This is a genomic window from Brevundimonas diminuta (assembly GCF_039673845.1).
In the GTDB taxonomy this organism is placed as follows: Bacteria; Pseudomonadota; Alphaproteobacteria; order Caulobacterales; family Caulobacteraceae; genus Brevundimonas; species Brevundimonas diminuta_E.
Genome location: NZ_JBDJMK010000005.1, coordinates 26,052 through 39,508, shown reverse-complemented (window position 1 = coordinate 39,508; position 13,457 = coordinate 26,052). Strand labels below are relative to the sequence as shown.

The following is a 13,457-nucleotide window of genomic DNA, read 5'->3' as shown; positions in this document are numbered from 1 at the left end:
AGGTGAAACCAACAGGGTTCACAGCAGTTCACCTTTTCGCGAGCGCCAGACTCGCCCAAATGGAGTAATCACATGATCCGCAAGACCGCCCTGCTGACCGGCATCGCCGGCGCCCTCTTCATCGCCGCGCCTGCCTTCGCCCAGGACGACATGACGTCGCAGACGCCCGAACCGGCCCCCGCTGAGGCGGCTGCGGCTCAACCCCAGAGCCTGACCCTGACCCCCGGTTCGACCGTCAAGGGTTCCGACGGCGCCGAGATCGGCAAGCTGGTCGGCGTCCAGAACGGCGCCAATGGTCAGGAACTGACCGTTCGCACCGCCGATGGCCAGGTCCGCCCGGTGCCGCTGGCCGGCATCCGTCAGGACGGTTCGGACATCGTGGTCGACGCCTCGGCTTCGGACATCCAGTCGGCCGCGCCGGTCGCCTCGGACGCCGCCGAACCGACCCCGGACGCCGCCCCGGCCCCGGATGCGTCTCCGACCGACGAGCCGACCAGCGACGAACCTTACTAAACCGTCCGCCTGAACGGCAGAAGGGGCGGCCCGACGGGTCGCCCCTTCTTCTGTGCGTGATTGCAAAAGGGGATCAGCGCCTTTTCTGGATCAGGCCCAGCAGGAACAGCAGCACCACGGCGCCCAGGGTGGCGACGATGATGCCCACGATCCAGTTGCCTGCGGCGTCGACGCCCAGAAGATTATTGGCCAGAAAGCCCCCGATCAGGGCGCCGACGACGCCGACGACCAGATTGGTGACCAGGCCGTGGTCGCGCTTCATGATCTTTTCCGCCAGCCACCCGGCGATGATGCCGATGATGATCCAGGCGATGAATCCAAATCCACCCATGGTGTCTTTCCTTCCTGAAAACCCGACGGCCCCGAAGTCCGGCAGCCTTGGCCGTTAATGCGCGGCGCGCCTGCGGGTTGCGCTGCGCCGTCCTGCACCTTCTGCACGAAACCGGCATGAGGTTTGCGACGAAGCCGACAGCCCGTGCCGATCCGGCACAGGCTGAGGGAGACAGGAGATCGTCATGCCTGCCGAGATCGACCTTCACCTGGGTCGGCGCCTGCGCCGCCGTCGCCGCCTTCTGGGCCTGACCCAGCAGCAGCTGGGCGACCGCGTCGGCATCCGCTTCCAGCAGGTCCAGAAATATGAGTGCGGCGCCAACCGCATCTCGGCCGCCCGTCTGTGGGAACTGGCCGAGGCGCTGGAAACGCCGGTCAGCTATTTCTACGACGGCCTCGGCGAAGGCGCCGACGCCCACGCTCCACGCCCCGGCGCCGGTCTGGCCGCCGCCGCCTGATGCTGTTTCCAGGCCGCCTGGCCGCGGGCTAGGTTTTTGCGGTCAGGCCGGTGTATGGCTGCGGCATGACCGGGTTTGAATCCTTCGCCATCCAACTGTCGCGTGAGGCTGCGCGCGTCGCCCTGCCGTTCTTCCGCGGCGACTTCACTCAGGAAGACAAGGGCGGCCCCGGCGCCTTCGACCCTGTCACCGAGGCCGACCGCGCCGCCGAGGCGGCCATCCGACGCCTGATCGCCGCACGCTATCCCGACCACGGCGTCATCGGCGAAGAGTATGGCGAGGACCGCCCCGACGCCGATCATGTCTGGGTGCTGGACCCGATCGACGGCACCCGCGCCTTCATTTCCGGCCTGCCGCTGTGGACCACGCTGATCGCCCTGCGTCAGGACGGCGCCCCCGTGATCGGCGCCGTCGGCCAGCCCTATATGGACGAGATCTTCATCGGCGGCCCGTCAGGCGCGCGGCTGTTGAAGGGCGATGCTGAAACCCCGCTGAAGACCCGCGCCTGCCCCGACCTGTCGCAGGCCGTCATCGCCACCACCGACCCGGAAATCTTCCTGGGCGCCGATCGCGCCGCCTGGGACCGGCTGCGCGCCGCGACCCGTCTGGCCCGGCTGGGCTGCGACGCCTATGCCTACGCCATGGTGGCGGCCGGGCGCATGGACATGGTCGCCGAGAGCGAGCTGAAGGTCTGGGACTGGTCCGCGCTGAAGCCTCTGGTCGAGGCGGCGGGCGGCCGTTTCACCGACTGGAACGGCGCCGCGCCGCAGGAAGCGGACGGCCGCGTGCTGGCGGTCGGCGACGCGGGGCTGACCGATCAGGCCCTGCCCCTGCTGGCCGCCGCCTGACGCCGGAAGGCAGGTCTCAGGCCGGTTCTGACGTCCGCGCGGCGGGCGATCCCGCAGACGCCGCCTCGCCCGGCGCGACATAGTCGGCCAGGGCGTCGAACTCATGCAGGAAGACGTTGCGCAACTCGTCGACCTCCATGATCACCTCATGCTTGGCGCCCGCGACCTCGGCATAGCGGCCGCGCCCCAGACGGCGGGCGGCCCAGCGGTTGGTCTGCTTCCAGACCTTGTCGTCCTCGGCCGCCTGAACGATGCAGACGGGGATTTTCACCGTCTTCAGCCCGCGGGGCTTCAGCGCCCGCTCGCCGGCGTCCAGCGCAAAGGCCAGCCAGCCCCAGGTCGGCCCGCCGATGGCCAGATGCGGGCAGGCGTAAAGCTGCTGGCGCCACAGGTCATAACGGCCGTAGTCCGAGGTCAGGGCGTCCTTTTCGAAGGTGTGGTCAAAGGGATCGTCCGGGTCGTCCAGCACATAGTCGCCGCCCTTGCCGTGGCGCAGGGCCCAGCGCACGGCCAGCTTGACCGTCCACATCGACCGCTTGCCGGTCTTGATGCGCAGCATGGGGCTGGACAGCACCGCCCCGGCGAAGCGCGCATCGCCCTCTTCCAGCGTCAGCAGGTTCAGACAGCCGCCCATCGAATGGCCGACCATGATCCACGGCTTTGGCGCGCGCGCCTCATAGGCGTCCAGCAGGCGGGCGTAGTCGTCGAGGAATTCCTCCACCGCCCGGGCGTGGCCGCGCAGACGATCCGGCAGCAGCCGCGCCGACAGGCCCTGACCGCGCCAGTCGTGCGCCAGAACGCAGAAGCCGCGCGCCAGAAAATTGCCGATCAGCTCGAAATATTTCTCGATCGGCTCGGTGCGGCCGGGGCTGAGGATGACGGTGCCGCGCGGCGTCCTGGCCTGCATCGACGACGGCGTCCAAAAACCGGCGCGCAGGCGAAGCCCGCCCGCGCCGCGGAACCAGTCGCCCTCTCCGCCCGGCGGGCAGGCGGCGCCGGGAACCCCCATCAGGGGCGCATGGGCGGCGAAGGCGGCGGGACGGTTCACTCGGGCTTCCTGAACTTCAGCGTCATGCGGTCGCTTTCGCCGATCTCATCATATTTGGCGCGGTCGAAGGCGGGATCGGCGGGCTGGCCCATCGGCGCCGTCAGACGGCGCGGCGGCAGGGTTTCGACGCCGAAGGGGTGATCCTTGGTGTCGGCCGGATTGGCGTTGATCTCGGACCCTTCAACGAAGACGAAGCCCGCTTCCTCGGCCAGCTGGCGCACGAAGGCTTCCTGCACATAGCCGTTGGCGGCGGCGGGGTCCTGATCCTCGTCCGGCTGAAGGCGGTGCTGTTCGATGCCCAGAATCCCGCCAGGACGCAGGGCCGTGAAGGCGTCGGCGAAGGCTTTTTCCGCGATGCCCGCCGCCATCCACGCCTGAATATAGCGCATGAACAGCACCAGATCGGCCGTCCCCGCCGGGGCGACCGGCGGCGAGGCGGGGCCGAAGGCGGTGAACTGCACCGGGCCGTACAGCTTCTTGTTGGCCAGAACCCGGGCCTTCAGCGTGTTGTTAATGGCCACCTGCGCCGGGTCGGCCCCTTCGCCTTCGTCAAAGCCCGCCAGATAGAGGCTGCCGCCGCCCCGGTTCAGATAGGGCGCCAGGATTTCCGCATACCAGCCGCTGCCGGGCCAGAAGTCGATCACCGTCATCTTGGGCTGAAGGCCGAAGAAACGCAGCGTCTCGACCGGATGGCGCCAGACGTCGCGCGCCTTGTCGTCGGCCGAGCGCCATTCGCCCGCCACAGCCCATTCCAGCGAACCTTCCGGCGGTCCCTTGGGCGCGTCCGGCTCGACCGGGGCCGCCTTGTTCTCCTTGCGCCCGCAGGCCGCCAGACCAAGCAGGGGGCTGAAAAGGGCCAGGGCGCTGGCGCCGGTCAGGACGGATCGTCGGGTCGACCGGTCTGTCATGCGCGCATCCTCTTGCCGCCAAGTCTCTGGGTTCGGGGCTTAAGGCGCTTCTGCGCCAGCGTCAAAACCACGCACGCGAATATCATCAGACTGTCTCAGTCGGCGGCGTAGGGCTTGCGGAAGCGCAGGGTCATGCGGTCGCTCTCGCCGATGGCGTCCAGTCGGGCGCGCTCGGCGGGCGTCAGGGCGCGGCCGTCGCGTTCCGAGGTGCGGGTGGGCTTCAGCGTCCACACGCCGAAGGGGTGGTCGCGGTCGTCCTTCGGATTGGCGTTCAGTTCGCTGCGCGCCTCCAGCTCGAAGCCGGCGCGGCGGGCGGCGTGGATCAGCCAGCTTTCGGGCACATAGCCGTTCGGCGCCGTCTCGGCCACGTTCAGCCCCTCGGCCGCGCGATGCTGCTCGACCGCCAGCACGCCGCCGGGCTTCAGCGCCGTGAAGAAGGCCGCCAGATAGGGCTCGGCCCGGCCGTCGCGCGACCAGTTGTGAAAGGCGCGGGCCACCACGACCATGTCGGCCGTCCCGTCGGCCACGCCCATGCTTTCGGTCGGGCGGTTGACGGGGACATAGCGCCCGCCGGTCGCGGCGGCGTAGGGCTCAAGGATGTGGCGCCACCATCCGGCGCCGCCCGGCTCGATCTCCACTACCGTCAGGCCGGGTTGCAGGCCCCAGAAGGTCAGGGTCTCGAACGGATGGCGCTCGTCGTCGCGGGCGCGGTCGGCCTCGGGCCGGGTCGTGGAGGCGACGGCCGCCTGCAGCGCCGCGTCCTCCGAAAAGCTGGGCATCTCCATCGACAGGCCCTGACGATGGGGCAGGCCGGCCGCCTCGAGCGGCGCCGACTGGGCCAGAACGGAGGAGGCCGAAACCGAGGGGGCGAGGGCGGCCCCGGCAAGGGCGATGAGGGCGAGGGCTCGCATGAAGGCTCCGACCGCTTCTGAAGGGTGAAGGTAAAATCCATACGCGGCCCCGCGCCGACCGCAAGGCGCCCCGGCGTTCAGCGACGATTTCGCGCGCCCCTTGCGCGGGGAAAACGACCTCCTACCTCTTTATCCGAGAGCGCCGATCCCGGGCTCTCCAGACCTGACGGGGCCGAATGCGGACCGCCGGGTTTGAAACCCACCGCCGACCGGGGCTGAAAATCGCCGGGCGGCTCTACCTTGCTGATCCTCAGGAGGATGACTGATGCGTAGCTATGATTTCTCGCCGCTGTACCGTTCGGCCGTCGGCTTCGACCGTCTGGCCCGTCAACTGGAAAGCGCCGCCCGCTCCAGCCAGGAAAACGGCTGGCCCCCCTACAACATCGAAACGACGGGCGAAGACGCCTATCGCATCGAGATCGCCGTCGCCGGTTTCTCGGCCGATGAGCTGAACATCGAGGCGAAGGAAAACCTGCTGACCGTCACCGGCAAGAAGGCGACGGAGGCGACCCCCGCCGACAATGACGGCGCGACCAAGCGCACCTTCCTGCACCGTGGTCTGGCCGAGCGCGACTTCGAGCGCCGTTTCCAGCTGGCGGACTATGTGGTGGTCAAGGGCGCGGCTCTGGCCAACGGCCTGCTGACCATCGACCTGAAGCGCGAACTGCCCGAGGCCCTCAAGCCCCGCAGCATTGAGATCGCCACCGGCTCGACCCTGATCGAGGGCGAGGCGAAGAAGGCGGCGTAAGCCTTTCAGCCTGACTGAACCGGAAGGGGCGGCGCTTGCGTCGCCCCTTTTTCGTGGGTGATCACTTTACCTCCGCTCATCCCGGCGGACGCCGGGACCCAGTGCTTTGGCTTCAAGCCCGCCGGCGGTCTGTGGAGCGCGTGGCTCTCACTGGATCCCGGCGTCCGCCGGGATGAGCGGGATAGATATGGCGTCGACCACCTACCCCGAGTTGGCTCACGCCTCGCCCGCGCCGGACAGGTCCAGACCCCGCGCGCCTGCGGTGCGGGCGTTGGTGAAGTCGGCCTGCCGGGTCTGGGCGCCGTGCAGGATCGCCCGGCTGAGGTCCGCCTCGATCAGCACGGCCCGGCGCATGTCCGCGCCCGTCAGGTCGGCGCCGCGCAGGTTCGCCCCGCTCAGATCGGCGGGCAAAAGCCGGTCCGCCGCCAGCATCAGCGGCCCCAGCTGCGCCTCGCGCAGATCGGCCCCGTTCAGACGCGCCCGCGTCAGCCGCGCACCGCGCAGGTCCGCCCGGCGCAGATTGGCCGAGCGCAGATCAGCGCCTTCCAGCTGCGCCCCCTGAAGCTGCACCCCCTCCATGTCCAGACCGTAGAAAACGGCGCCCTTGGCCGACAAAGCGGTCAGGTTCAGGCCGCGGATGCTGGCCAGCGGCCGCAGATCGACGCCGTCGAAGACCGAGGGCTGGCCCGCCGCGCCGCCCGTCTCGCACCACTGGGCGTGGTCGCGCAGCATCTCGGCGGCGGGCATCTGGCTGACCGGTTCGCCCGTCGGGCGGTCGTCGACAAGGGCGCCGTCCATATTGGCCCCGTCGGTCCGCCACATGGCCGCCTTGACCCCCACCAGTATGGCGTCGCTGAGATCGGCGCCCGACAGATCGGCGCCGGATAGATCCGCCCCTGCCAGGTCGGCGCCGCGAAAGCTGGCCTGTTTCAGATTGGCCCGGACCAGCTTGCAGTCCTTCATGACGGCGTCGGTGAAGTCGGCGGCCACGGCGATCACCCCGGTCATGCGCGACCGCTGCAGATTGGCGCCCGCCAGCACGGCGCCCTGCGCCTGGGTGTCCGCGCGCTTTTTCGCCTCCAGCACGCGGAAGCCCAGCTTGGCGTCGCTGGCGGCGATGGTCCCTTCGCGCAGGTCCGCCTCGAACAGGTCGGCGCCCGACAGGTCCGCCCCGCGCAGACAGGCGCCGCGCAGGTCGGCCCGGCGCAGGCTGGCGTCGATCAGGCTGGCGTCCTGCATGTCGGCGCCGAAGAAGTTGGCGTTGTCCAGCTTGCCGCCGCTGAGGTCGCAGCCGATCAGGCATGCGGCGGTGAAGTCGGCGTCGGCCAGATTGCGGCCCCGCAGCTCCAGCCCCGACAGGTCCATCCAGGCGAACACCGCCCGCGCCCCGCCCGGCTGGGCCCGCCACAGCCGGTCGTGCTTCAGACAGACAGCGTCGACCTCTGCCTGGGTCAGCTTTCTGCGGACGGGTTCTTCGGCCTCGCTCATGGCGCGGATCATGGCTGACGGCGGATTAAGGAAGATTTGCGGAAACAACGGTTTTCCGGGGCCGCCGTCGGCGCTCTCCCCTGCACCTCCTGCTCGGTCATCCTCGGGCTTGACCCGAGGATCGGGTGGTCCGCGGGCTGTGTCGGCGCCTGATTAAGCGCGTCCCTGCCGGCGAGGCGGCGCCGAAGGCTCGATCCTCGGGTCAAGCCCGAGGATGACGGCGGTGGGGAACGGGCGGCGCGCCCCGCCTATTGCGTCAGCAGCCCCTGTTGGCGCAGGGCGTCGGCCAGTTCGCCGTCCTGGGTCCACAGCCGGGTATAGCCCGCCTCGCCCAGCCGGTTCAGCTCGGTCGTCAGATCGGCGCGCGGCGCGGCGGCGAAACGCGCGTCGAAGCCCGTTCCGTCCTCGCTGATCCGCACCATCGGGCGGCCCGTCTCCAGCCGGTGCAGGAAACCTTCGCACAGGACGGCGGCCTCATCGGACAGCAGCCCCGTCTCGACGGTCAGCCCGGCCTGACGCAGACGCTCCGTCCCCCGCCCCGAGGCGAACGGGGACGGATCGAGCGCGGCGATCACCACCCGCTCGACCCCTGCCTCGGCCAGAAAATGAGCGCAGGACTTGCGGCCTGACGAGCGGGCGCCGCACGGCTCAAGCGTCACATAGGCCGTCGCGCCCTTCACGGCCTCGCCCGCCTCGGGCACGGCCTGCTCCTCGGCGTGGGGGCGTCCGCCCGGCGCCGTCGCCGCCTCGGCCAGCACGACCCCGTCCTTGACCAGAACGCAGCCGACGGCCGGATTGGGCCATGTCTCGCCCATGCGGCTGAGGGCCAGATCAATGGCCCGCCGCATGAAGACGGCGTCGTCCGCCGCGCCGCTCACGCGACTTGCGGCAGGGCCTGCGCCCGCCCCTCGTCCAGATAGCGGGCGGCGACCGGCTTCAGGTCCGCGTCCAGATCGATCTCCAGCGGATTGCCGGTCGGGATCTCGACATCGACGATGCGGTCGTCCGGCACGGCAAACAGCAGTTTGACGATGGCGCGCAGCGAATTGCCGTGGGCGGCGATCAGCACGTCTTCGCCCGCCTTCAGACGCGGGGCGATCTCAGCGTCCCAATAGGGCTGCACCCGGTCCAGCGTGGTCTTCAGGCTCTCGGTGTCCGGGATTTCCTTCCCGGCGTAGCGGGGATCGCCCGCGAAATCGAACTCGCCGCCCGGCGCCAGCGGCGGCGGCGGCACGTCATAGCTGCGGCGCCAGACCTTGACCTGATCCTCGCCGTGCTTGGCCGCCGTCTCGGCCTTGTCCAGCCCGGTCAGGCCGCCGTAGTGGCGCTCGTTCAGGCGCCAGTCCTCGATGACCGGCACGTCTTTCAATCCAGCCGAATCCAGCGCCAGGGCGCCGGTGCGCTTGGCCCGCTTCAGCACCGAGGTGAACATGACCGCAGGCTTGAACCCCGCCTGCGCGATCAGCTCGCCGCCGCGCCGGGCCTGGGCCTCGCCCTCGGCCGTCAGGTCGACGTCGACCCAGCCGGTGAACCGGTTCTCCAGGTTCCATTGGCTCTGGCCGTGGCGCAGCAGGATCAGGCGGGTCATGAGGGTCTCCGGGAGCATCCGTATCTTCGGCCACTCGCTAGGCCCCCGACGCGGGGGCGGTCAAGGTTTCGCCGCATCTGGACAACGACGGCAGCCATAACAAGGGTCGCGCGTTGTGGCCTCTCAGGCGGGGGAAGGCTATAGGGCCAGACAGATTTGCGCCCCCGCGTCTCCCCAGCGGCCTATTCAGGAACACCCATGCAAAAGCCCCGTCAGGACATCCGCCCCAACACCGCGGAGTATGAAACCCTGCCACTGGTCAAGCCGACCGGCTTTCGCGAATACGACGCCCGCTGGATTCTGGAAAAAGAGATCAACCTGCTGGGGATTCAGGCGCTGGGCCTTGGCCTGGCCACCTATGTCCACGAAATCGGCCAGACGCCGAAGATCGCCGTGGGCCACGACTTCCGCGGCTATTCCCTGTCGGTGAAGCAGGCGCTGATCCTGGGCCTGCTGGAAGGCGGGATGGAGGTGCTGGACATCGGTCTGGCCCTGTCGCCGATGGCCTATTACGCCCAGTTCGCGCTGGACTGCCCCTGCGTCGCCATGGTCACCGCCAGCCACAATGAGAACGGCTGGACCGGCGTGAAGATGGGCGCACAGGCGCCCCTGACCTTCGGCCCCGACGAAATGGGCCGCCTGAAGGAGATCGTCTTGAACGGCGAAGGCGTCGCCCGCCCCGGCGGCCGTCTGGAGCGCGTCGAGGGCTTCCGCGAGACCTACATTAAGGACGTGGCGTCCAAGGTGAAGCTGTCCCGCCCGCTGAAGGTCGTGGCCGCCTGCGGCAACGGCACGGCCGGCGCCTTCGCGCCCGAGGTTCTACGCCTGATGGGCTGTGAAGTGATCGAGATGGACACCGAGCTCGACTACACCTTCCCCAAATACAATCCGAACCCGGAAGATCACGCCATGCTGGTGCAGATGGCGGCGCGGGTGAAGGAGACAGGCGCCGATCTGGCTCTGGGCTTCGACGGCGACGGCGACCGCTGCGGCGTGGTCGACGACACGGGCGAGGAGATCTTCGCCGACAAGATCGGCCTGATGCTGGCTCGTGACCTGTCGGCTATCCATCCGAACGCCACCTTCGTCGTCGATGTGAAATCGACCGGCCTCTACAAGACCGACGAGGTGCTGAAGGCCAACGGCGCGACCACCGTCTACTGGAAGACCGGCCACTCCTACATCAAGCGCAAGACCGCCGAACTGGGCGCCCTGGCCGGGTTCGAGAAGTCGGGACATTTCTTCCTGTCGGGCGATCTGGGCCACGGCTATGACGACGGTCTGGTGGCGGCGGGCGCGGTGCTGGCCATGCTGGACCGCAACCCCGGCAAGAGCCTGTCGGAACTGAAGACCGCCCTGCCCGACGCCTGGACCAGCCTGACCATGTCGCCCCACTGCGACGACGAGCTGAAGTATGACGTGCTGGCCAGGATCGTGAAGGAATACGAAGACCTGGCGGCCTCCGGCGGCGAAATCCTCGGCCGCAAAATCGTCGAGGCCATTACCGTCAACGGCGTGCGCGTCCATCTGGACGACGGCTCATGGGTGCTGGTCCGCGCCTCGTCGAACAAGCCCGAACTGGTCGTGGTGGTCGAGAGCATGAGGTCCGCCGACGACATGCGCGACCTGTTCCGCAAGGAAGTGAAGCCGCGCCTCGCCGCCCACCCCGAAATCGGCGCCTTCAATCAGGAAATCTGAGCCCTAAAGCCAACCGCGCCTCTCCCTCCCCTTCATGGGGAGGGTGGCTGAGGCGAAGCCGAAGCCGGGTGGGGGCGGCAAGGCGATGCAGACGCATGACCCGACCCCGACTGGACCGGGCCGGAAACGCTGAAGGCCAGACCCGCAGAGCCTGCATCGCCGGACCCTCCCCACCCGGTCGCTGCGCGACCACCCTCCCCATGAAGGGGAGGGAGAGACGCGGCGTCTGGCCGCCTCTCTACAAAGTGTGGGGGGCAAGATTGACCTTCACCTCCGCCTCTGGCGTCCTTGTTCCATGAAAGAAACCGACGCCGCCGCCTTACTGCCCGTGCTCATCGTCGGCGGCGGATTTTCCGGCGCCATGCTGGCCGCGCGTCTGGCCGAGACGGGGCAGGCGTCGGTCCTGATCGAGCGCGGAGACGCGCCGGGGCTGGGCGTCGCCTATTCGGCCGTTCTGGACGCGCACCGCCTCAACGTCCGCTCCGAGCGGATGAGCGCCCGCCCCGACCGCCCGGCGGACTTCACCGACTGGCTGGCGGCCCATGCGCCCGACTTCGCCGATCCGAACGGCTTTGCCCCGCGCCGCCTCTACGGCCTCTATGTGCAGGATCGCCTGAGCCGCGTCGAAGCCGCCCATCCCGGCCTGATCCGCCGCCTGAAAGGCGAGGCTGTCCGTATCGAGGGTCAGACGGTCGTCCTGTCCGACGACAGCCGCATCCCCGGCCGCGCTGTGGTGCTGGCCACCGGCAATCCGCCGCCGCGCCCGGCCCTGGCGGGCGACGGCTCCCGCCGCATCCACGATCCGTGGAAGAGCGGCGCCCTTGATGTGATCGCGGCCGAGGACGATGTGCTGATCCTCGGTTCGGGCCTGACCATGGTCGATGTCCTTCTGGCGCTTCAGGCTCGGGACTGGCGCGGAAAGGCGACGGTCGTGTCGCGGCGCGGCCTGCTGCCGATGGCCCACGGTGCCCATCACGACGCCCCGGTAGACCTGCCCGCACAGGCTGTTGAGGGGCCGCTGTCGTGGCGTCTGGCGGCAGCGCGAAAACTGGCGCAGGCGCATGGCTGGCGCAGCGTCATGGAGGGCTATCGCTCCATCACCGCCGATCTGTGGCGCGCGGCGACGACGGCCGAGCGCGCCCGTTTCCTGCGCCATCTGCGGCCCTGGTGGGACGTGCGCCGCCACCGCATCGCCCCCGATATCGCCCGCACGCTGGACGACCTGAAGGCGGCCGGGCGCCTGACCGTCATCGCCGCCCGCGCCACGGCCCTGCAGGCCGACGACAGCGGCGCAGACCTGAGCGCCCGCATACGGAATGGGGCGGAGCGGCGGCTGCGCGCGGGATGGCTGATCGACTGCACTGGCCCGGGCCACGATGCGGCCTGCGCGCCTTTAACCGCCGACCTGATCGCCGAGGGACGCGCGCGGATCGACGCCGTCGACCTGGGTCTGGACCTCGACGCCGCAGGGCGCGTGATCCACGCCGACGGGGCGGTCGATCAGGGCCTGTTCGTGCTGGGCCCGCCCGCCCGCGCGGCCTTCTGGGAAACGATCGCCGTACCCGACATCCGCCAGCGCATCGAAGCCATGGTGCAATTGCTGAAAGACTGAACCGCGCGTCAGTCCGCCAGAAAGGCCTTCAACCACGCCGCCTGATCCGAGGTCATGAACCGCTGCAACAGCGCCACATTGGCGGCCAGCGGCGCCGAAACCTGCGCCAGCCGAGCCTCATCCCAGGCCAGCAGCTGCGTCAGCGGCAGGGCCGCGTGCCCTTCGGTCCACAGCTTCTCCTGACGCGACACCCGGATCTCGACGACGGGCCGCCGCAGGGCGGTCACGGCGAAGACCTCGGGCTTGCCGCCGCGATACAGATAGCGGCCGAAGCCGATCAGCACCGTTTTCAACTCGGTCGGGCTGAAGACGCAGCTGGTTTCCTCGAACAGCTCCCGCTCGATCTCGCGCCGGCAGAAGTCCTGAAACGTCAGCCCGGGCCGGGCGGCCAGCTTCTGATAGCGCGCCAGATCGAACGAGCCCGATCCGGTCGGCGCCAGCAGGCCTGAGCTTTCCGCGCTGGTGGCCGCCTGCCGCGTCAGATAGGCTGTCCCCGACTGATCAATCATGATCGTCGAACCGCCCAGCTGGTTGGACGCCGACGCCTGATCCAGCCGGATCAGTTCGTCGTCGCAGATGAAGTGGTCCCGCCCCGTCCAGACCCGCCGGTTGCGCGCCCGCGAATAGACGTCGGAGCGCAGCACCTCATTGGTCGTCCGGTCGAAGAAATAGGTGGTCTTCTGCAAGCGGACGGGCGCGTCGCCCCTGATGAAATCGCTGTCGATCTCGGTGCGCAGACCCAGCTTCTGCTCATTGACGACCAGAGGGTTCATCGCCTGTTCGGCCAGCCGCGCCGCCTGCGCCAGTTCATGCGGCCAGGCATAGGGCTGTTTCATCAGCGTCAGGCCATGACGCCCCTGATCCAGTCGTGCGTCGACGCCCAGATTGAGCGCGACCGGCCCGTTCGCCCCCGTCACCACCCGGATCGGGTCGGATGCGCCCTCCAGCCCCGAGACGCCCGTGACCGGGCGGGCGGGGCGCAATTCATAGTCGTCGGCCGCCGGGCGCAGGCGCCGGATCGCGGCGTAGGCCAGCCCGATCAGGCCGATCACCGCCAGGGCGAAAGCGACGACCTTGAACATCCAGCCCAGAACGGTCCACGCGGGTCCCTGCGGCAGATGATCCGCAAACGGACCAATCACGTCCCCGAACCCGGCGAAGCCGCCCAGAACGAACAGAATGGCGGCGTTGCGCGTCTTGAAAGCGCGGAACCAGAACTGCTCCCAGCCCGCCCGCAAGCGCCGTCCCAGTTGCTCGCGGCGAAAGCGAATACGCTGTTTCAGGCCGCCTTCGCCGTCCGTCATGAT

At 69.1% G+C, this 13,457-nt stretch carries 13 protein-coding genes and 1 pseudogene; 6 read left to right on the top strand and 8 right to left on the bottom strand.

The features are described from left to right. Nucleotides 1-72 precede the first annotated feature (72 nt). Nucleotides 73-513 carry a superoxide dismutase gene (locus tag ABE454_RS06485; RefSeq protein ID WP_346530224.1) on the top strand — a complete coding sequence of 147 codons (441 nt, stop codon included), beginning with the start codon at nt 73-75 and terminating at the stop codon, nt 511-513. 73 nt (nt 514-586) lie between these two features. On the opposite strand, the gene ABE454_RS06480 is transcribed toward ABE454_RS06485, so the two are convergent. Then, nucleotides 587-844 (bottom strand): GlsB/YeaQ/YmgE family stress response membrane protein, encoded by a 258-nt coding sequence (locus ABE454_RS06480; protein ID WP_346530221.1) that lies wholly within the window; start codon nt 842-844, stop codon nt 587-589. Between the two features lie 184 nt (nt 845-1,028). On the opposite strand from ABE454_RS06480, the pseudogene ABE454_RS06475 reads away from it, so the two are divergent. Beyond that, nucleotides 1,029-1,247 (top strand): annotated as a pseudogene (locus ABE454_RS06475) (helix-turn-helix domain-containing protein); the annotation flags it as partial. Between the two features lie 119 nt (nt 1,248-1,366). Beyond that, nucleotides 1,367-2,149, top strand: a complete 783-nt coding sequence (gene hisN / locus ABE454_RS06470; protein ID WP_346530219.1) for a histidinol-phosphatase — start codon at nt 1,367-1,369, stop codon at nt 2,147-2,149. A 16-nt stretch (nt 2,150-2,165) separates the two neighbouring features. Here hisN and ABE454_RS06465 read toward each other — a convergent pair whose 3' ends face one another. From ABE454_RS06465 to ABE454_RS06455, 3 genes are all read right to left on the bottom strand, one after another. Further along, entirely contained in the window at nt 2,166-3,197 is a 1,032-nt protein-coding gene (locus tag ABE454_RS06465) for an alpha/beta hydrolase (RefSeq protein ID WP_346530218.1), read from the bottom strand. Further along, nucleotides 3,194-4,105, bottom strand: a complete 912-nt coding sequence (locus tag ABE454_RS06460; protein ID WP_346530216.1) for a class I SAM-dependent methyltransferase — start codon at nt 4,103-4,105, stop codon at nt 3,194-3,196. Before ABE454_RS06460 ends, ABE454_RS06465 begins: the two co-directional genes overlap by 4 nt. A gap of 95 nt (nt 4,106-4,200) precedes the next feature. Then, nucleotides 4,201-5,016: a class I SAM-dependent methyltransferase gene (locus ABE454_RS06455; protein ID WP_346530215.1), complete on the bottom strand. Its 816-nt coding sequence runs from the start codon at nt 5,014-5,016 to the stop codon at nt 4,201-4,203. Nucleotides 5,017-5,281: 265 nt separating this feature from the next. Here ABE454_RS06455 and ABE454_RS06450 point away from each other — a divergent pair, with 265 nt between their 5' ends. Continuing rightward, nucleotides 5,282-5,764 carry an Hsp20 family protein gene (locus ABE454_RS06450; RefSeq protein ID WP_346530213.1) on the top strand — a complete coding sequence of 161 codons (483 nt, stop codon included), beginning with the start codon at nt 5,282-5,284 and terminating at the stop codon, nt 5,762-5,764. Between the two features lie 216 nt (nt 5,765-5,980). On the opposite strand, the gene ABE454_RS06445 is transcribed toward ABE454_RS06450, so the two are convergent. The 3 genes from ABE454_RS06445 to gpmA all read right to left on the bottom strand — a co-directional run bounded on the left by ABE454_RS06445 (nt 5,981) and on the right by gpmA (nt 8,840). Then, a complete protein-coding gene (locus tag ABE454_RS06445) occupies nt 5,981-7,252 on the bottom strand; it encodes a pentapeptide repeat-containing protein (RefSeq protein ID WP_346530211.1) in 1,272 nt (423 codons plus the stop codon). Nucleotides 7,253-7,500: 248 nt separating this feature from the next. Beyond that, nucleotides 7,501-8,130, bottom strand: coding sequence for a bifunctional diaminohydroxyphosphoribosylaminopyrimidine deaminase/5-amino-6-(5-phosphoribosylamino)uracil reductase RibD (locus ABE454_RS06440; RefSeq protein ID WP_346530209.1), 630 nt, complete (start codon nt 8,128-8,130; stop codon nt 7,501-7,503). Continuing rightward, nucleotides 8,127-8,840: a 2,3-diphosphoglycerate-dependent phosphoglycerate mutase gene (gene gpmA, locus ABE454_RS06435; RefSeq protein ID WP_346530208.1), complete on the bottom strand. Its 714-nt coding sequence runs from the start codon at nt 8,838-8,840 to the stop codon at nt 8,127-8,129. The genes ABE454_RS06440 and gpmA overlap by 4 nt, the downstream gene beginning before the upstream one ends. A gap of 198 nt (nt 8,841-9,038) precedes the next feature. On the opposite strand from gpmA, the gene ABE454_RS06430 reads away from it, so the two are divergent. After that, on the top strand, nt 9,039-10,538 hold the full coding sequence (locus ABE454_RS06430) for a phosphomannomutase/phosphoglucomutase (protein WP_346530206.1): 1,500 nt from the start codon (nt 9,039-9,041) through the stop codon (nt 10,536-10,538). Between the two features lie 295 nt (nt 10,539-10,833). Further along, nucleotides 10,834-12,150, top strand: coding sequence for an FAD/NAD(P)-binding protein (locus ABE454_RS06425; protein WP_346530204.1), 1,317 nt, complete (start codon nt 10,834-10,836; stop codon nt 12,148-12,150). 8 nt (nt 12,151-12,158) lie between these two features. Here ABE454_RS06425 and ABE454_RS06420 read toward each other — a convergent pair whose 3' ends face one another. Next, entirely contained in the window at nt 12,159-13,454 is a 1,296-nt protein-coding gene (locus tag ABE454_RS06420; RefSeq protein ID WP_346530202.1) for a hypothetical protein, read from the bottom strand. Between the last annotated feature and the right edge of the window lie 3 nt (nt 13,455-13,457).